This is a genomic window from Streptomyces soli (genome assembly GCF_003999195.1).
GTDB classification, from domain to species: Bacteria; Actinomycetota; Actinomycetes; order Streptomycetales; family Streptomycetaceae; genus Actinacidiphila; species Actinacidiphila soli.
On record NZ_RJVR01000363.1, the window covers coordinates 1 to 16,471 of the forward strand.

Annotated in this window: 20 protein-coding genes, 2 tRNA genes, 1 other RNA gene and 1 pseudogene; 18 read left to right on the top strand and 6 right to left on the bottom strand. The window is 69.3% G+C overall.

The annotated features are described in order from the left end of the window. Positions 1-72: 72 nt before the first annotated feature. Both EFK10_RS45060 and EFK10_RS45065 read right to left on the bottom strand, forming a co-directional pair. Positions 73-534 carry a hypothetical protein gene (locus tag EFK10_RS45060; RefSeq protein ID WP_127361427.1) on the bottom strand — a complete coding sequence of 154 codons (462 nt, stop codon included), beginning with the start codon at positions 532-534 and terminating at the stop codon, positions 73-75. 220 nt (positions 535-754) lie between these two features. Then, a tRNA-Ser gene (locus EFK10_RS45065) sits at positions 755-839 on the bottom strand. Between the two features lie 72 nt (positions 840-911). Between EFK10_RS45065 and ffs the strand changes: the two genes are divergently transcribed. After that, positions 912-1,008: signal recognition particle sRNA small type (gene ffs, locus EFK10_RS45070), an RNA gene on the top strand. 189 nt (positions 1,009-1,197) lie between these two features. Here ffs and EFK10_RS45080 read toward each other — a convergent pair. Then, positions 1,198-1,610 (bottom strand): annotated as a pseudogene (locus tag EFK10_RS45080) (helicase HerA-like domain-containing protein); the annotation flags it as partial. 85 nt (positions 1,611-1,695) lie between these two features. Between EFK10_RS45080 and EFK10_RS45085 the strand changes: the two are divergent. Together EFK10_RS45085 and EFK10_RS45090 are read left to right on the top strand one after the other, a co-directional pair. Then, positions 1,696-1,992 carry a type II toxin-antitoxin system VapB family antitoxin gene (locus EFK10_RS45085; RefSeq protein ID WP_127361428.1) on the top strand — a complete coding sequence of 99 codons (297 nt, stop codon included), beginning with the start codon at positions 1,696-1,698 and terminating at the stop codon, positions 1,990-1,992. A gap of 197 nt (positions 1,993-2,189) precedes the next feature. Then, the gene (locus tag EFK10_RS45090; protein ID WP_127361429.1) at positions 2,190-2,867 is read left to right on the top strand and encodes a LytR C-terminal domain-containing protein; all 678 of its coding nucleotides are present in this window, start codon (positions 2,190-2,192) and stop codon (positions 2,865-2,867) included. Positions 2,868-2,931: 64 nt separating this feature from the next. Here the strand turns inward: EFK10_RS45090 and upp are convergent, their stop codons facing one another. Beyond that, on the bottom strand, positions 2,932-3,564 hold the full coding sequence (upp, locus tag EFK10_RS45095) for a uracil phosphoribosyltransferase (RefSeq protein WP_127361430.1): 633 nt from the start codon (positions 3,562-3,564) through the stop codon (positions 2,932-2,934). Between the two features lie 164 nt (positions 3,565-3,728). On the opposite strand from upp, the gene EFK10_RS45100 reads away from it, so the two are divergent. The 9 genes from EFK10_RS45100 (at position 3,729) to EFK10_RS45135 (ending at position 8,852) form a co-directional block, all read left to right on the top strand. After that, positions 3,729-3,908 (top strand): hypothetical protein, encoded by a 180-nt coding sequence (locus EFK10_RS45100; RefSeq protein WP_127361431.1) that lies wholly within the window; start codon positions 3,729-3,731, stop codon positions 3,906-3,908. Between the two features lie 189 nt (positions 3,909-4,097). After that, on the top strand, positions 4,098-4,649 hold the full coding sequence (locus EFK10_RS45105) for a tRNA adenosine deaminase-associated protein (protein ID WP_127361432.1): 552 nt from the start codon (positions 4,098-4,100) through the stop codon (positions 4,647-4,649). 50 nt (positions 4,650-4,699) lie between these two features. Then, the gene (locus EFK10_RS45110) at positions 4,700-5,182 is read left to right on the top strand and encodes a nucleoside deaminase (RefSeq protein ID WP_127361433.1); all 483 of its coding nucleotides are present in this window, start codon (positions 4,700-4,702) and stop codon (positions 5,180-5,182) included. A gap of 68 nt (positions 5,183-5,250) precedes the next feature. Then, positions 5,251-5,337, top strand: a tRNA-Ser gene (locus tag EFK10_RS45115). A gap of 95 nt (positions 5,338-5,432) precedes the next feature. Further along, positions 5,433-5,597: a hypothetical protein gene (locus EFK10_RS48285; protein WP_164836454.1), complete on the top strand. Its 165-nt coding sequence runs from the start codon at positions 5,433-5,435 to the stop codon at positions 5,595-5,597. 31 nt (positions 5,598-5,628) lie between these two features. Then, positions 5,629-5,922 carry a Dabb family protein gene (locus EFK10_RS45120; RefSeq protein ID WP_127361434.1) on the top strand — a complete coding sequence of 98 codons (294 nt, stop codon included), beginning with the start codon at positions 5,629-5,631 and terminating at the stop codon, positions 5,920-5,922. Positions 5,923-6,114: 192 nt separating this feature from the next. After that, positions 6,115-6,978, top strand: a complete 864-nt coding sequence (locus EFK10_RS45125; RefSeq protein ID WP_206305843.1) for an RNA polymerase sigma factor SigF — start codon at positions 6,115-6,117, stop codon at positions 6,976-6,978. Positions 6,979-7,146: 168 nt separating this feature from the next. Continuing rightward, positions 7,147-8,079, top strand: coding sequence for an RNA polymerase sigma factor SigF (locus EFK10_RS45130; protein WP_127361435.1), 933 nt, complete (start codon positions 7,147-7,149; stop codon positions 8,077-8,079). A gap of 239 nt (positions 8,080-8,318) precedes the next feature. Beyond that, entirely contained in the window at positions 8,319-8,852 is a 534-nt protein-coding gene (locus EFK10_RS45135) for a hypothetical protein (RefSeq protein ID WP_240677866.1), read from the top strand. Positions 8,853-8,920: 68 nt separating this feature from the next. On the opposite strand, the gene EFK10_RS45140 is transcribed toward EFK10_RS45135, so the two are convergent. Next, the gene (locus tag EFK10_RS45140; RefSeq protein WP_127361436.1) at positions 8,921-9,115 is read right to left on the bottom strand and encodes a hypothetical protein; all 195 of its coding nucleotides are present in this window, start codon (positions 9,113-9,115) and stop codon (positions 8,921-8,923) included. Positions 9,116-9,209: 94 nt separating this feature from the next. On the opposite strand from EFK10_RS45140, the gene EFK10_RS45145 reads away from it, so the two are divergent. The 6 genes from EFK10_RS45145 to EFK10_RS45170 all read left to right on the top strand — a co-directional run bounded on the left by EFK10_RS45145 (position 9,210) and on the right by EFK10_RS45170 (position 15,612). Further along, the gene (locus EFK10_RS45145; RefSeq protein WP_127361437.1) at positions 9,210-10,124 is read left to right on the top strand and encodes an aldo/keto reductase; all 915 of its coding nucleotides are present in this window, start codon (positions 9,210-9,212) and stop codon (positions 10,122-10,124) included. Between the two features lie 159 nt (positions 10,125-10,283). Next, positions 10,284-10,736: a MarR family winged helix-turn-helix transcriptional regulator gene (locus EFK10_RS45150; protein WP_127361438.1), complete on the top strand. Its 453-nt coding sequence runs from the start codon at positions 10,284-10,286 to the stop codon at positions 10,734-10,736. 14 nt (positions 10,737-10,750) lie between these two features. Further along, on the top strand, positions 10,751-13,177 hold the full coding sequence (locus EFK10_RS45155; protein ID WP_127361439.1) for an MFS transporter: 2,427 nt from the start codon (positions 10,751-10,753) through the stop codon (positions 13,175-13,177). Between the two features lie 143 nt (positions 13,178-13,320). Continuing rightward, entirely contained in the window at positions 13,321-14,139 is an 819-nt protein-coding gene (locus tag EFK10_RS45160; protein ID WP_127361440.1) for a YceI family protein, read from the top strand. Positions 14,140-14,266: 127 nt separating this feature from the next. Further along, positions 14,267-15,118, top strand: a complete 852-nt coding sequence (locus tag EFK10_RS45165; protein ID WP_127361441.1) for a calcium-binding protein — start codon at positions 14,267-14,269, stop codon at positions 15,116-15,118. A 23-nt stretch (positions 15,119-15,141) separates the two neighbouring features. Beyond that, positions 15,142-15,612, top strand: coding sequence for a PPOX class F420-dependent oxidoreductase (locus EFK10_RS45170; protein WP_127361442.1), 471 nt, complete (start codon positions 15,142-15,144; stop codon positions 15,610-15,612). A 256-nt stretch (positions 15,613-15,868) separates the two neighbouring features. Here the strand turns inward: EFK10_RS45170 and EFK10_RS48290 are convergent. Beyond that, positions 15,869-16,471, bottom strand: a 603-nt coding sequence (locus EFK10_RS48290) for a mannosyltransferase YkcB-related protein (protein ID WP_456318740.1), incomplete at its 5' end; no start/stop codon positions are given.

Below are 16,471 nucleotides of genomic sequence, written 5' to 3' on the forward strand. Positions count from 1 at the left end.
CTGACCTTCGAACCAAGATCAGGATGATCGGACGACCACGAGGTGGGTCAGATTTGCTCCGCCGTTCAGCGGTCAGTTTTCACCCGACGTCGACACGGCTGCCAGTACCTGCTCGATCAAGGCGGGCCCTCCGATCTCGGCCTTGACCATCCGAGCCGACCGGGCCGCCTTCCGTTGGGCGCTGCGGTCAGTGGCTGCCGCCGGGCCTCCCGACTGGTCGGTCTCTCCGGACAGAGCGGAGCCTGTGGGCTCCTGCTCTGGTGTAACTGGGACGCTCGTTGCTGCGGCCGTCCGTGGTCTCTTCGCGGGCACGTCGGGGTGGTGCCCGTGTTCCAAATAGAACGTGCCCGCGTCCGTGATCTCGGCCTGCCACTTCTTGCCGTGCACCTTCGGCATGGTGATCAGGCCCCGCTCCTTCAGGGCGCGGGCGGTCAGCGCCAGATCGGCGTTGTCGGAATTGACGGGATCAGCTCCCGCTCCGATGCGGGTCAGGAGGGCGAGCTGTCGTTCGTTGAGGCGTGACCAACGCTGCATGGTTCGTTCGTACCGGCGGCCGATGCCGACGCAAAGGCACTCAGCTGTGCGCCACCCCAAAGAGGGACGGGACGAGCCGAGACAAGGATGGTCCGAGATCGTTCACGCAGGTACGCCCACGTGCGCGAGACGTCGAATGAGACCAAAACTGAGACCACGCAACGATGAAGGCCCCGACCGCTGAGCGGTCGGGGCCCACGTTTTGGCTGGTCAGCCGGTGCGGAGGATACGAGATTCGAACTCGTGAGGGGTTGCCCCCAACACGCTTTCCAAGCGTGCGCCCTAGGCCACTAGGCGAATCCTCCGGGGCAAACATTACAAGACGCGAGGGGGTGCTAGCGAACTCGATCCCGGGTGATCCGATCGGGTAGGGTGGGCACAGCCCCTCACGTGGCGCTATCTCGCTGAACTCCCCCAGGGCCGGAAGGCAGCAAGGGTAGGTGAGCTCTGGCGGGTGCGTGAGGGGTCTTTGGCTCGGCTCGGCTCGGCTCGGCTCGGCTCGGCTCGGCTCAGCGGCGGCGGGAGCGCTTGGAGGTGCCGAAGAGGGAGCGGTTGATCTCGCGGCCGAGCTGGGTGCCGATGGAGCGGGCGAGGGATTTGAAGGCGCCGCTGCTGACGACCTGCTCGACGACGCCGGGGGGCTCCTTGGTGGGGGCGGATTTCGGTGCGCAGCAGCTCGGACGTGTCGAACTCCGGCTCGCCGAAGAAGGCGCCCGCGCCCTGGGCCTCGAAGGCGGTGAGTGTGCGGAGAATCACGCCGGCGGTGGCGGGGGAGATGCCGCCGATGGTCTTGAGCTCCTTCTTTCCGGCGTCGTCGGACGTGAGGAAGGTGACGACGGCGCGGAGAGCTGCTCGGCGATGAGCTGGAGCGTCTTGGTCTTGCCGGTGCCGGTGGCGCCCGCGACGAGGCCGTGGCGGTTGAGCACGGCGAGCGGGACGCGGATCTGGGCGTCGGGGTGGCAGGTGCCGTCCCAGAGGAGGGCGCCGAGGTCAAGAGCGGGGCCGGTGAAGGCGTACCCCTTGGCGATGGTCTCGGCGGCGACAGCGGCGTCCTGCGGCTCCGTCGGCATGGTCATAGCTCCCGGTATCAGCTCGTTTGCCCACCATCGCACTCCCGCGCCATTGCTGCGCCCGTACGCGCTTGCCCGGTAGGCTTTCCGTGTGATCTTCAAGCGCATCGGAAACGGGCGGCCGTACCCCGACCATGGCCGGACAAGCACCCGTGAATGGGCGGACGTCGCACCGCGCCCGGTACGCCTCGACCAGCTCGTCACCACGAAGGGACAGCTGGATCTGGAGACGCTGCTGGCCGAGGACTCCACCTTCTACGGGGACCTCTTCGCGCATGTCGTGAAGTGGCAGGGCGATCTCTACCTGGAGGACGGGCTGCACCGCGCCGTACGCGCCGCACTGCAGCAGCGGCAGGTGCTGCACGCGCGCGTGCTCGAAATGGACTGAGCCCGCGATGACGCCGACAGCGACACCGACAGCACCTCTGACGGCGACTTCGATAGCGACTCCGACAGCTCCGACAACCCTGATGACGCTCGCGGCTGACGTCCGGTCAGTCCGTCGTTCGTCCTTTCGGGTTCACCTGCGCCCTATTGGTTGATCGTTTAGTAGGCCTGGGGCGCATCCCGCATTACGCTGCGCCTATGAGCATGCTGACTCCCCCCGGCATGGGCGGGAAGTACCGCATCACCGGGAACCAGTACCCGCGGATGCGCCGCCCCAGAAGCCGGCGCCGCCTGCTGTTCGCCCTCGTCGGGACGGTCGTCGTGGTCGGCCTGATCGGCTACGGCACGCTGCAGCTCATCAACGTCTTCGGCGGTGGTGGTCAGGGCAAGGGCGACGGAGCCACGCAGGCGGCCGCGGCGAAGAAGCAGCAGTGCCGTGCCTCGGCGTCGCCGTCCGCGGCGTCGGCGGCCGCGTCGCCGGCCTCCACGGCTCTGCCCGAGCCCGGCGCGATCACGATCAACGTCTTCAACGCGACGTCGAAGAGCGGCCTGGCCAAGGACACCGCCGACCAGCTCGCCGCCCGCGGCTTCAAGATCGGCACCTTCGGCAACGCGCCGCCCGAGTACGACCGCAAGGTCAAGCAGTCCGCACTGCTGCTCGGCGGTCCGAAGGCGACGGCCGCCCTCAAGGTGGTGAGCGCGCAGGTGACGGGGACGGTGACCAAGGTCGACGCCAAGCGGTCGGGTACGACGGTCGACGTCATGATCGGCAAGGGCTTCAAGAAGCTGTCCGCCGAGAAGGCGGCCGCCAAGGCGCTCAAGGTGCTGGCGACGGCAAGCCCCTCACCGGCACCTGGCGCCAAGAAGGGCTGCTAGGCAGACGCCCAGCAGCCCCGCTTTCAGCAGCCCCAAGCGGCCCTGGCACGGCCTGGCAGCAGCCCTAGGCCGTGCCGTACAGCCGGTCGCCCGCGTCGCCCAGGCCCGGGACGATGTAGCCGTGCTCGTTGAGGTGGCTGTCGATGGCCGCCGTGACGACGGTGACCGGCTTGCCGGCCAGCTCGCGCTCCATCGTGGCCACGCCCTCCGGCGCGGCCAGCAGCACGACGGCGGTGACGTCGTCGGCGCCGCGCTCGATGAGCAGGTTGATCGCGGCGACCAGGGTGCCGCCGGTGGCGAGCATGGGGTCGAGTACGTACACCTGGCGGCCGGAGAGGTCCTCCGGCATCCGGGTGGCGTACGTCTGGGCCTCCAGCGTCTCCTCGTCGCGGATCATGCCGAGGAAGCCGACCTCGGCGGTCGGCAGGAGCCGTACGAGGCCTTCGAGCATGCCCAGGCCGGCCCGCAGGATGGGGACGACCAGGGGCTTCGGGCTGGACAGCCGTACGCCTGTGGTCTTCGCCACAGGGGTCGTGATGTCGACCTGCTCCGTACGCACATCGCGCGTCGCCTCGTAGGCCAGGAGGGTGACCAGCTCGTCGGCCAGGCGCCGGAAGGTCGGCGAGTCGGTGCGCTCGTCGCGCAGAGTGGTGAGTTTGTGCGCCACCAGCGGGTGGTCGACAACGTGGGTCCGCATGCCCACGACTTTAGCCGGGCCCGCCGGGTGCGCCGCCTACCACGGATGCCCGCCCCGAGACCGCGGCCTGCGGAAGTGTGCGCTTCAAATCACACTGAAGGGGGAAGGCGTGCACATACGCCCGGATCAACCCCCGGGCAGTGGATCACTAGGGGTGGTGCCCCATGGCCGAGTCGGACGAGCCTGGTACACAGGAAGAGCGCGACAGGGAGCGTCGGCGCCGACGCGCCATGTTCCTGAGGGAGCTGAACGAGGCGAAGGAGCTGCGGGAGCGGGTCCAGCCGCGCCGCGCCAGGGCGGCTCGCGCGCGGCAGCAGATGCGGATGCGGACCTTCCGCTGGTAGCCCGGCGACGGGCCGCGGAAGCGGTTCACTGGTCCACGTAGAGCAAAAAGCCGGACGGCCTGGCGCGACGCAGCGCGGAAGACCCCTCGCGGAGCCCAGGTTTCTGCCACGATGCCGAGTGGGCGGGGAGAAAGGCAGAATGACGGCTCCGCCCAGTCCGGACGGCCTGAGACCTGTGGGAGAGTCACGGTGTACTTCGCCGCACTGCTCGCGCGCACCGAGGACGGTTGGCAAGCGAGCGAGACCGATCTTGACGATGTGGAAACCCTCGGCGACCTGACCGACCTGGCCCGCGCGGCCTCGGCCGAGGAGGAGACAGTCCTGGTCTTCATCGAACAGGAGGACGCCTGGTTCGGCGTCGTCCGCGTTGACGGCGAGGAGGATCCGCGGATCTACGTATCCGACGCCGCGGCCGCCGCCCGCAGCTCGTACGGGGAGATCCTGCTCACCGACGAACTGCTCGGCCGCGACCCCGGCGCCATCGACAACCTGGACGACCTCGTCGACCTCGACGGCACCGAGGAAGGTGACAACGAGACCGACGACGATGACGTGGTCCCGGGACCCGCCGAGGAACCGGTGCCTGTCGGCCCGCTGGGCGACGCCGACATACTGAGCGACTTCGGCATGAGCGACAAGGAGCTGCTGGCCCTCAGCGGCGACGGCGCACTGACCGGCGAGGCGCTCGGCGAGATCGCCGACACGCTGGGCTGTGCCGACGTCCTGGAGGCGGTCCGCTGAGTTCCCCGTCGCCGACGCCCGACCCACTGCGCGATCCGTGGGCCGGGCCGATGCGCCACGCCCTCCGCGAGGCCGAGCTCGCCCCGCTCACCGGCGACGTGCCGGTGGGCGCGGTCGTGCTCGCCCCCGACGGCCGTACGGTCATCGGCCACGGCCGCAACGAACGCGAGGCCACCGGCGACCCCACCGCCCACGCCGAGGTCCTCGCCATCCGCGAGGCCGCCAAGACCATGAGAGGGGCGCCGCGAAGCGGCTCGGGCAAGGGTGGTGGTGGGCGACAGGAGGGCGAGTGGCGGCTCACCGGCTGCACCCTCGTGGTGACCCTGGAGCCCTGCACCATGTGCGCCGGCGCCATCGTCCTGTCCCGCCTGGACCGCGTCGTCTACGGCGCCGTCGATCCCAAGGCCGGTGCCGCCGGCTCCCTCTGGGACGTCGTCCGCGACCGCCGCCTCAACCACCGCCCGGAGGTCATCCCGGGCGTCCTCGCCGACGAGTGCGCCGCCCTCCTCACCCGCTTCTTCCGGACCGGTTGATCACGCCGGCCGGGCAGCCTCATCAAACGATTTCGGAGCACACCCGCGCGTCCGCTAAGCTCTCTCTCGGTAGCGTGTCCGAGCGGCCTAAGGAGCACGCCTCGAAAGCGTGTGAGGGGGCAACTCCTCCGTGGGTTCAAATCCCACCGCTACCGCTTCTGCACCAAATCGGGACGAGCCTCCGCCGAAGGTCGGCTGAGGCTCGTTTGGCTATGGCCTGATTACGCCATCCGGTGGATACACTCCACGCATGGCGCAGGCGAAGAAAATCACCATGTACGTCGTCGTGGTGTTCGTGCTCTATACGATCATCAATTCGCCGGCACGCGCCGCGGACCTCGTGCAGGTAGGATTTCAGGGCATATCGGACGCCGCCCAGGGCGTCGGCGAGTTCATGACCCAGCTGGTCAACTGACCGGCGAGGTGCCGGTGAGGAGTGCAGCAGCGTGATACGCCATCTGGTCCTTTTCAAGCTCAACGAGGGTGTCCAGCGCGATGAGCCGCGGGTCGAGGCCGGGGCGAAGGCGTTCCGGGAACTCGGTGCGCAGATCCCCGAAGTGGAGTCGTGGGAGGTGGGCTGGAATGTGTCGGACCGGCCGATCGCGTACGACTTCGCGATCAACTCTTCCGTGGCGAACATGGACGCCCTGAACGCCTACCTGGAGCACCCCGCCCACCAGGCCGGTGTGGCCCTGTGGCGGGAGTTCGCCACCTGGGTGCTCGCGGACTACGAGTTCTAGCCGCCACTCCGTCAGCGCAAGCCCCTCGCCCGGCAGGCGGGGGGCTTTGTCGTGCGACCAAGGACGAGCGATGGGCACGTCAAGGTCAACTCGCTTTCAACACGGCGTTATACGGTGCTTGCACACAGTGCACATGAATTGTGATGCTATGACCGCTTTTGACGGATGAGTGGACCGATGAGGGTGGGTGCTATGTCCGTGTCTGCCCGTACGGAGTCACCAGCGAACGGCAACAGTGCCGGCGCGGGGGCCCCGAGCGCGAACAGGGGCACCGGCAGGAGCACCAACACCAACGCGGTGGAGGCGAGGGCCCTCACCCAGGTGCTCTTCGGGGAGCTGTCCGGCCTCGAACAGGGCACGCCGGAGCACGCCCGGGTGCGGGCGGCGCTGATCGAGGTGAATCTGCCTCTGGTGCGGTACGCGGCGGCCCGGTTCCGGAGCCGCAACGAGCCGATGGAGGACGTGGTCCAGGTCGGGACGATCGGGTTGATCAATGCGATCGACCGGTTCGACCCGGAGCGCGGGGTGCAGTTCCCGACCTTCGCGATGCCGACGGTGGTCGGCGAGATCAAACGTTACTTCAGGGACAACGTACGTACGGTCCACGTGCCGCGCCGGCTGCATGAGCTGTGGGTGCAGGTGAGCGGGGCGATCGAGGATCTGACGGTGCTGCACGGCCGCACCCCGTCGACGGCGGAGATCGCGGCCCGGCTGAAGCTCGGCGAGGACGAGGTTCTGGCCTGCCTGGAGGCGGGCCGGGCGTATCACGCGACGTCCCTGGAGGCGGCCCAGGAGGGCGGCGACGGGGCGCCCGGGCTGCTGGACCGGCTCGGCTACGAGGACCCGGCGCTGACCGGGGTGGAGCACCGGGACCTCGTACGGCATCTGCTGGTGCAGCTGCCGGAGCGGGAGCGGCGGATCCTGCTGCTGCGCTACTTCGGGAACCTGACGCAGTCGCAGATCAGCGCGGAGCTGGGGGTCTCTCAGATGCATGTGTCGCGGCTGCTGTCGCGGAGCTTCGCCCGGCTGAGATCCGCAAATCAGCTCGAAGCGTAGCTGACAAGGATTAACCGTCCTGCGAAGATAAGTCGACATGGCGCTACATCGTGTTGCCGACGTGTGACATTCTGCGGGTACCGCGTTTGTCGCGGGCCGACGACCGGTATTCCAGTTGGGGAACGAACCGTCGCCCGCGACACCCGTCCGCGACCTCAAGGGGGTGGCATGTCCGTAGAAGTGGGCAGTCCTAAGGTGCTCCGTCCCGACGCAGCGCCGGCCGACGCTCTGAGCGGCGAGGCCATCGACATCACCACCACCGACCCCGTCGACAGTGTCGCCGACGCCGAGCCCGAGATCGACATCGCCGTCGACATCGCTGTCACCGTCGACACCGCGGTCGACACCCGGAGCCTGTCCCGCTCGCTCTTCCTGCGACTCGCACAGCTGTCCCAGGACAGCCCCGAGCGGACCTATGTCCGGGACACCCTCATCGAACTCAACCTCCCGCTCGTGCGGTACGCGTCAGCGCGCTTCCGCAGCCGGAACGAGCCGATGGAGGACATCGTCCAGGTCGGCACCATCGGCCTGATCAAGGCGATCGACCGCTTCGACTGCAACCGCGGTGTGGAGTTCCCGACCTTCGCGATGCCCACGATCGTGGGCGAGGTGAAGCGCTTCTTCCGCGACACCTCGTGGTCCGTACGCGTCCCGCGCAGGCTCCAGGAGCTGCGGCTGGCGCTGACGAAGACCAGCGACGAGCTCGCGCAGAAGCTGGACCGGTCGCCGACCGTGGCCGAACTCGCGGTCGCCCTAGGGGTGTCGGAGGAGGACGTCGTCGACGGCCTCGCGGTGGGCAACGCCTATACCGCGAGCTCGCTGGACTCCCCGCCGCCGGAGGACGACGGCGGCGAGGGCTCGCTGGCGGACCGCCTGGGCTACGAGGACACCGCGCTGGAGGGCGTGGAGTACCGCGAGTCGCTCAAGCCCCTGCTGGCCCAACTGCCCCCGCGTGAGCGGCGGATCATCATGCTTCGCTTCTTCGCCAACATGACCCAGTCGCAGATCGGCGAGGAGGTCGGCATCTCCCAGATGCACGTCTCCCGGCTGCTGACCCGGACGCTGGCCCAGCTTCGGGACGGCCTCACGGCCGAACAGTAGGAGATCTGTTCACTCCTGACGGTTCGTCAGTACGCTGGCGCGATGGTGCTGCTGGTGCACATACCGACTGGTCGCCGGGGCGCGGTCCTTGCCGCCGCCTCGGCGGCCGTGGTGTGTCTGGGCGCTCTCGCGACCTTCGGCCCGGGCGGCGGTACGGATCCCGGATACGTGGCCGTCGGCTCCGCCGGGCCCTCGCCGGGCGCCACGGCGAACGTCCCGCCGGGCGGGGGGTCGATCTGGTGCCGCTGGACGGGAGCACCGCGTCGTCCACGCACCGGCCGCCGGGCGCTTCCGCCCAGGAGGCAAGCGGCGGCACTCCGGCGCCGGACGGCTCGACGACGGGCAGCGGCTCGGGTGGGGCCGGCGGGGGCGGTACGAGCCGTACGCCGCCGGGAGCGTCCGGGGGCGCGACGGCACAGCCCTCGACGGTGCCGCCGGCCTCCTCGGCGCCGTCCACGACAGCCCTTGCCGCGAGCGCCGCGCCGGCGCGGCTCACGGTCAGCGCGCCCGTCCGGGCAGCCTCCGCCGTCCGCTGGTGCGAGTACGTCACCGTGACCTTCACCAACACCGGCGACAAGGCGGCGACAACCGGCACCGTCAGCACGCACATCATCGGCGCGCTCGGCAACGACTGGGCGACCATCGACACCGAAAAGCCGGTGCCGGTGCCGGTGAAGGGCGGCGGGAAGAAGAAGACCTGGGAGATCTGTGTGGACGCCTGGCGGGTGCCACTGGGCAGGCACATCGAGACCCAGGATGTCTCGCTCGGTTAGCCGGGGTCAATAGGGTGGTTTGTTAGGTAACTGCCCGACAAAGGGCTTCGTCAGGCAACTGCCCTACTTTACGACAGGGCGAACCACGCCACCACGGCGACCACGACGACCGCCGCGATGACGCCGAGGATCACGCCGGCCTTGCTGCCGCCCGCGGCCGAGGCCGCGGGCTGCTGCGGAGGCTCCTCTTCCACGAAAGCACGGAACATCTGGGTGCTGCCGGCCGGGTCGTAGTTGTTCTCGGGGCTGCTGGGAGTGCTCATGTGCCGGAACCCTAGCGAATTCGTCGTACGCCGGGCACCCCCAGGGCTCGTAAATGCGGGAATACCGGAGGGCGCCAATGCGCTCAAATGGCACATGACACGTATCGGTAACTCTGAACTCGACGTCTTCCCGCTCAACCTCGGCGGCAATGTCTTCGGCTGGACCGCCGACGAGCAGGCCTCCTTCGCCGTGCTGGACGCGTTCGCCGCCGGCGGTGGCAACTTCGTCGACACCGCGGACATGTACACCGGCGGGCAGTCCGAGACGATCATCGGCAAGTGGCTGGCGGCCCGCGGCAACCGTGACGACGTCATCGTCGCCACCAAGGTCGGCCGGCACCCGGACTTCACGGGCCTGAAGCGGGACACCATCAAGGGCGCGGCCGAGGCTTCGCTCAGCCGCCTGGGCGTCGATCGCATCGACCTGTACTACACGCACTTCGACGACCCAGAGGTGCCGGTCGAGGAGATCATCACGACCCTCGACGAGCTGGTTCGCGAGGGCAAGGTGCGCTACATCGCGGCGTCGAACATCAGTCCGGAGCGGCTCACGGAGTCGCTTGAATTCTCCGACCGCCAGGGCCTGGCGAAGTACGTCGCGCTGCAGCAGCACTACAACCTGGTGGAGCGCGAGGGCTACGAGGGCCCGCTGCGGGACGTGGTCGAGGCGCACGGACTGTCGTCGGTGCCGTACTTCGGGCTGGCCAAGGGCTTCCTGACCGGCAAGTACCGCCCCGGGGTCAAGGTGGACAGCCCACGCGCGGAGCGGGCCGGGGAGTATCTGAAGACCGAGCGCGGGCAGCGCGTCCTGGCCGCCCTGGACGAGGTGGCGGCGGCGCATGGCGCCGATGTCGCGACCGTGGCCCTGGCGTGGCTGGCGGCCCAGCCCACCGTCGTGGCGCCGATCGCCAGCGCCCGCAACACCGCACAACTGCCCGCCCTCCTCGCGGTGGCCGACCTGAAGCTCACCGGCGAGGAGCTGGCCAAGCTGACCGAGGCCTCCGCCTGACACGCCCTCCCATCCGCGTCTTTACGCAAAACGGCCCGCCCCTCGACCGGGGGCGGGCCGTTCCTTTTACAACATTTTTACCCTCTACTCCCGTCAAACAATTTGCCTGCAACAACCAACCACCTTTAAGGTTGCTCTAGGCAACTACATGGAGGCAGTATGGCCACGCAGCAGCAGTTCGCGGAGCTCGCGAGCCAGCTGCGCGGCACACTCGCGGTCGTCCGGGAGATGGCCCGCGCGATGCCTCCCGACTGTCCGCCGGCATCGGCCGGTGTGCTGTCCGCGATCAGCCGCAACGGCGAGATCCGGATGAGCCGTCTCGCCGAGCTGCTCGACATCGACATGTCGGTCACCAGCCGCCATGTCGCGCATCTCGCGGAGCGCGGCTGGATCGAGCGCGCACCCGACCCCCTGGACAGGCGGTCACGCCTCCTGCGCCTGACCGCACTCGGCGACCTGGCTCTGCGCACCGCCCAGGACCACGTCGCCGAAGTGCTGGCAGAGCGCCTGAGCGACTGGCCGGACGAGGACGTGGAGCGGTTCACCGACCTGCTGGACAGGCTGCGGACCGGTTTCTGCGAGCCCCGGCCCCTACCCCGTACAAACACGTAGTGAAGAGGATGACGATGGCAACAACCGCATCACCAGAGACCGGTGTGCGGGGGAGCGACGCCCACGGCAGTCACGCGGCCCCCATGTCGCACCGGCAGATCATGGAGGCGCTGTCGGGGCTGCTGCTCGGCATGTTCGTGGCGATCCTGTCGTCCACGATCGTCACCAACGCCCTGCCGGAGATCGTCGCCGATCTCCACGGCAGCCAGAGCGCCTACACCTGGGTGGTCACGGCTTCGCTGCTCGCCATGACGGTGACGACGCCCCTGTGGGGCAAGCTCGCCGACCTCACCAGCAAGAAGATGCTGGTCCAGATAGCCCTGATCATCTACGTCGTCGGCTCCATGGCGGCAGGTCTGTCGCAGAACACCGGCATGCTGATCGCCTGCCGCGTCGTGCAGGGCGCCGGCGTCGGCGGTCTGTCCGCCCTGGCCCAGATCGTCATGGCAGCGATGATCTCCCCGCGCCAGCGCGGCCGCTACAGCGGCTACCTGGGCGCGACCTTCGCGGTCGCGACGGTCGGCGGCCCGCTGCTCGGCGGTGTCATCACCGACACCAGCTGGCTCGGCTGGCGCTGGTGCTTCTACGTCGGTGTGCCGTTCGCGGTCATCGCGCTGATCGTGCTCCAGAAGACCCTGAAGCTGCCGATCGTGAAGCGGGACATCAAGGTCGACTGGCTGGGTGCCTTCTTCCTGGCCGGCGCCGTCTCGCTGCTGCTGGTCTGGGTGACCTTCGGGGGCGTCAAGTACGACTGGATGTCCTGGCAGACCGGGGCCATGGTCGGCGGGGCCGCCGTGCTCGGCGTGATCTTCGTCATCGTCGAGTCCAAGGTGAGCGAGCCGATCGTCCCGCTGCGGCTGTTCCGCAACAAGACGATCACCCTCACCTCGATCGCCAGCCTCTTCGTGGGTGTCTCGATGTTCACCGGCACGGTCTTCCTCAGCCAGTACTTCCAGCTGGCGCGCGACAAGTCACCGACGATGTCCGGCGTCATGACGATCCCGATGATCGCCGGCCTGTTCGTCTCCTCGACCCTCTCCGGCCGCTTCATCACCAAGACCGGCCGCTGGAAGGGCTGGCTGGTCGCCGGCGCCGTACTGCTCACGGCCGGCCTCGGCCTGGTCGGCACCGTCCGGTACGACACCGTGTACTGGCAGATGGCCATCTACATGGCCCTCGTCGGCCTCGGCATCGGCATGATGATGCAGAACCTGGTGCTCGCCACCCAGAACCAGGTGCAGCCGCACGAACTGGGCGCCGCCAGCTCCCTGGTCACCTTCTTCCGCAGCCTCGGCGGTGCGGTGGGCGTCTCGGCGCTCGGTGCGTTGCTCTCCAACCGCATCACGCACTACGTGACGGACGGGCTGTCCGCCCTGGGCGTCGAGAGCACCGGCACGGGCGACTCCATCCCCAACCTGGCCAAGCTTCCGGCCCCGATCCGCCATGTCGTCGAGAGCGCGTACGGACACGGTGTCGCCGATGTCTTCCTCGCTGCGGCGCCGTTCGCACTCATCGCGCTGATCCTGGTGCTGTTCGTCAAGGAAGTCGCACTGCGGTCGCGCAGCGGCCTGCAGCAGGCCGCTGGCGCCGCCGAGCAGGCTCCCGAGCCGGAGGCGGCGCCGGTAGCCGTCGCAGTGGCCGGCCTGCCGGAGACGGAGCCCATGCCCGTCGTGGCCGGCACCGCGGTTTACGGCCAGGTACGCGACTCGGACGGCACCGGCGTGGTCGGCGCCATGCTCACGCTGATCTCCCTGACCGGCCGCCAGCTCGGCCGGGGCGCCGCCCAGGCCAACGGCGGCTACGCACTCCAGGCCCCGGGCGCCGGTTCGTACGTGCTCATCGCGGCCGCCGACGGCCACCAGCCGCAGGCGTCCACCGTCGTGGTCGGCGAGGAGCCGGTCCAGTACGACGTGGTGCTGGCCGGCACCAGCGGGCTGGCCGGGCACGTCACAGCCGCCCAGAGCGGGCTGCCGGTCGACGGCGCGATGGTGGTCGTCACCGACGTCCGGGGCGAGGTCCTGGCCACCGGCAAGACCGACGCCGACGGTTCCTTCATCTTCGCCGAACTGCCCGCGGGCGACTTCACGCTCGCCGTCAACGCGACCGGCTTCCGGCCCACCGCGGCCGTCGTCGAGGTCGGCGGACACGGCCTCACGCGTACGGAGATCGTCCTGTGGGCCGGCGCACAGGTGCTGGGCACCGTACGCGGCGGCGCCGGCCGGCGGCCGCTCGCCGATGCCCGGGTCACCCTGGTCGACATGGCCGGGAACGTCGTCGGCACGGCCACGACGGGCTCGGACGGCGCGTACGCCTTCACCGACCTGGACGCGGGCGAGTACTCGCTCATCGCCAGCGGATACCCGCCGGTGGCCACCGCGCTCACCGTCGACGGGCGGGGCGCGGAGGGCTTCGACGTGGTGCTCGGTCACCCGGAGGGGTGACCCTCACAAAACGGCCGGTCCGTGCCGCAGCGGAGGCGCACGGACCGGCGGGGCCCGGCCGACGACCGGAGCGGGGGACGGCCGAGGCTCGCCGTCACAAGGCCGGGCCCCAACCCTTCCTCTTTGGAGAGTGAACGACAGCCATGCCCATCAGCGCCCGCATTCGTACCAAGGACGGCTGGGCCGTCCCGCACGCCGTGCTCACCGTCACCGACATGACGGGGCAGCAGATCCTCCGCGAGCCCGCGGACGCTGACGGCACGGTAAGGACCGGCATCCTGGCAGCCGGGGCTTACACGGTGATCGTCACCGCGGTCGGGTACCGCCCAGTCGCCCAGACGGCGATCGTCACGGCATCCGGCAACGCGGACCTCGGCACCCTGCTGCTGGCCCGGACCGGCGGCGTGGAGCTGCCGCCGCCGGGGGTGTGGACCATCGACCCGGCGCACAGCGCCGTGAGCGCGGTGGCGCAGCACCTGGGGCTGTCCAATGTGCACGGGCGGTTCACCCAGTTCGGGGGGCGGATCGAGATCGCCGAGGACCCGCTGTGGTCGTCCGTGGAGGCCGTCATCGAGGCGACGTCCATCGACACCGGCAACGCGATGCGCGACGGCCACCTGCGCTCCCCCGACTTCCTGGACGCCGACGTCCACCCCAAGCTGACGTACCGCAGCACCGCCATCACCCCGGCCGGCGACGACCGTTGGACCGTCCACGGCGAGCTGGCCATGCACGGCGTGACGCGCCAGGTCGACCTGGACCTGAGCTACCTCGGCACCGGCCCGGACCCGTGGGGCGGAGTGCGGGCTGCTTTCCGGGCGGTCACGGAGCTGCGGCGGGAGGACTTCGCGATGAACTACAACCAGGTCCTGCAGGCGGGCATCGCCGCCATCGGCACAACACTCAAGGTGGAACTGGATGTTCAGGCGATTCAGGGAGAAGCACCGATGACGGTGAGCTGAACTCTCCACCTGGAGCCTGAGAAGGCAATGAAAAGGGCGGGAGCTGTGCAACGCGGGTCATGAGTGGGCTGTCCAACGGGTGATCCACCATCACGACGACCGACATCCTGCGAAGGGTCCGACCACCATGCGTACGTACAGAATTCTTGCCGCCGCCGCCACCGCCACCCTCGCCCTGGGTGGAGCCTTGCTCGCGGCGCCCACCGCCCAGGCGGCCACGACAACCACGGCCTCCCTCGTCCACGAAAACAGCGAGCTTCGGTACAAGGCCGCCGCCGGGCAGAGCAACCGCCTGACGGTCTCCGCGAAGATTGTCAGCCTTTCGGATTACGAATCCGCTTACGTCCTGACCTTCCGCGACCGAGTTGACATCACCGTCGATTCGACCGCGGCAACCTCGGACGAGTGCACATACCCCTCGGCGGCCGATCACACCGTCGCCCAGTGCACGGTCCCCATCCCCATGGGCTCCGACGACTCGGACATCTACGACGTCGACCTCGGTGACGGCAACGACACCGCGACGATCGATCCCAACAACTCCGCGTACGCCTCCATCTACGGCGGCAAGGGCAACGACGTCCTCGTGGGCAACAACTCGGTCGTCCTCTACGGCCAGGACGGCAACGACCACCTCGAAGGCGGCGGCGGCGTGTGGTCCATCGGCTCGTTCGGCGGCGCCGGCAACGACACCCTCACCGGCTGCAGCGAAGAATGCCACGGCGGGTCCGGGAACGACACCCTCACCGGCACCAACACCGGGCAGAGCTTCGGCCTGTACGGCGACTCCGGCAACGACATCCTCCATGGCAAGTCCGGCGCCGACGTCCTCTACGGCGGCAAGGGCAACGACAAGCTGTACGGCGACCACGGCGACGACAAGCTCTACGGCAACAGCGGCAACGACGTCCTGTACGGCGGCCAGGGCAAGGACACGCTCTCCGGCGGCCCCGGCAGGGACACGGTGCACCAGAACTGATCGTGCCGCCGTAGGCTGCCCCCATGGCTGCCTACATCGCGACCAACACCGCTGTCGGACTCGACGAGCTGCTGGAGTTCCTACGCCCCCGCCACCGGGCCATCCTGCTCACCACCCGCGCCGACGGGCGGCCCCAGGGATCCCCGCTGACCTGTGGCCTCGACAACGACGGGCGGCTGGTCGTCTCCACCTACCCGGAACGGGCCAAGACCCGTAACGCGCGCCGCGACCCGCGCGTCAGCATCATCATCCTCTCCGACGAGTGGAACGGACCCTGGGTCCAGGTCGACGGCACCGCCGAGGTCATCGACTCCCCCGACTCCGTCGAGCCCCTCGTCGACTACTTCCGCAACATCTCCGGCGAGCACCCCGACTGGACCGAATACCGCGAGGCCATGGTCAAGCAGGGCAAGTCCCTGATCCGCATCACCCCGGAGCGATGGGGCCCCATCGCCACCGGCGGCTTCCCAGCACGCCTGGCGCCGGAAGAGTAGGACGCCAACCACGGGGCCCGACGGAGGGGGGTCCTCCCCCAGCCGCCAGGCTGGGGGAGGACCCCCACCCAGACGGAGTCTGGGGGAGAGTCCGACGCAGCGGCCCGAAGCCTGGGAGGCGCACCAGCGCCGAGCAGCGAAGGACGCCAAAAAGAGGGGCCCCGGCGCGGCTGGCGCCGGAGGAGCGGACGCCGGAGGAGCGGACGCGAAAGGGCGGTGACCGTGAGGTCACCGCCCTTTCGGTTTTGCGGCTGGGTCAGCTGTTCGCGCCGGTCAGGTCGTAGACGGTGACACCGCCGACAGTCTGCTTGGTGAAGGTGGACTCGACCCACGAGGTGATCTGGGAGCCGGTACCGCCGCTGTCCATGCCGGCCATGCCGCCGCCACCGCCGCCGCCACCGCCGCCGACACCACCGGCGGCACCGCCACCAGCGGCGCCCGCGTCGGCCGCGCCGCCGGCATCCGTGCCGGAGGCGATGAAGTAGTGGATCTTGCCGTCGGCCACGTACTGCTTGAACTGGTCGAGGGTGGGGGCGGGGTCACTGCCGTTGAAGCCGCCGATCGCCATGACGGGGTCCTCGGTGGCGAGCTGGTAGCTGGAGGCGTTCTGGGAGCGGATGGTGGCGGCGACCCAGGTGTAGTCGGAGGCGTTCTGCTCCAGGAGTGCCTTCATCTGGCTGCTGACGGTGGCACCTTCGAGCAGGCCTCCCAGGCCGCCCATGCCGCCGCCACGGGCGCCGCCCATGCCGCCGCCCATCCGGCCGCCGGGACCGCCCTGCGGTGCCTGGCCGTTCTGGCCCTGGCCGCCCGGGGTGCCGCCCTGCGCGCCGCCGGGGAAGCCACCCGCGCCGCCCTGGGC

Bases quoted from the DNA above. Each gene is read 5' to 3' on its own strand.
- EFK10_RS45110 (WP_127361433.1), top strand. From the start codon at position 4,700: ATGCGCCACGCCCTCCGCGAGGCCGAGCTCGCCCCGCTCACCGGCGAC.
- EFK10_RS45140 (WP_127361436.1), bottom strand. From the start codon at position 9,115: ATGAGCACTCCCAGCAGCCCCGAGAACAACTACGACCCGGCCGGCAGC.
- EFK10_RS45160 (WP_127361440.1), top strand. From the start codon at position 13,321: ATGCCCATCAGCGCCCGCATTCGTACCAAGGACGGCTGGGCCGTCCCG.
- EFK10_RS45145 (WP_127361437.1), top strand. From the start codon at position 9,210: ATGACACGTATCGGTAACTCTGAACTCGACGTCTTCCCGCTCAACCTC.
- EFK10_RS45060 (WP_127361427.1), bottom strand. From the start codon at position 534: ATGCAGCGTTGGTCACGCCTCAACGAACGACAGCTCGCCCTCCTGACC.
- upp (WP_127361430.1), bottom strand. From the start codon at position 3,564: ATGCGGACCCACGTTGTCGACCACCCGCTGGTGGCGCACAAACTCACC.
- EFK10_RS45100 (WP_127361431.1), top strand. From the start codon at position 3,729: ATGGCCGAGTCGGACGAGCCTGGTACACAGGAAGAGCGCGACAGGGAG.
- EFK10_RS45130 (WP_127361435.1), top strand. From the start codon at position 7,147: ATGTCCGTAGAAGTGGGCAGTCCTAAGGTGCTCCGTCCCGACGCAGCG.
- EFK10_RS45155 (WP_127361439.1), top strand. From the start codon at position 10,751: ATGGCAACAACCGCATCACCAGAGACCGGTGTGCGGGGGAGCGACGCC.
- EFK10_RS45170 (WP_127361442.1), top strand. From the start codon at position 15,142: ATGGCTGCCTACATCGCGACCAACACCGCTGTCGGACTCGACGAGCTG.
- EFK10_RS45165 (WP_127361441.1), top strand. From the start codon at position 14,267: ATGCGTACGTACAGAATTCTTGCCGCCGCCGCCACCGCCACCCTCGCC.
- EFK10_RS48285 (WP_164836454.1), top strand. From the start codon at position 5,433: ATGGCGCAGGCGAAGAAAATCACCATGTACGTCGTCGTGGTGTTCGTG.
- EFK10_RS45150 (WP_127361438.1), top strand. From the start codon at position 10,284: ATGGCCACGCAGCAGCAGTTCGCGGAGCTCGCGAGCCAGCTGCGCGGC.
- EFK10_RS45125 (WP_206305843.1), top strand. From the start codon at position 6,115: ATGTCCGTGTCTGCCCGTACGGAGTCACCAGCGAACGGCAACAGTGCC.
- EFK10_RS45090 (WP_127361429.1), top strand. From the start codon at position 2,190: ATGAGCATGCTGACTCCCCCCGGCATGGGCGGGAAGTACCGCATCACC.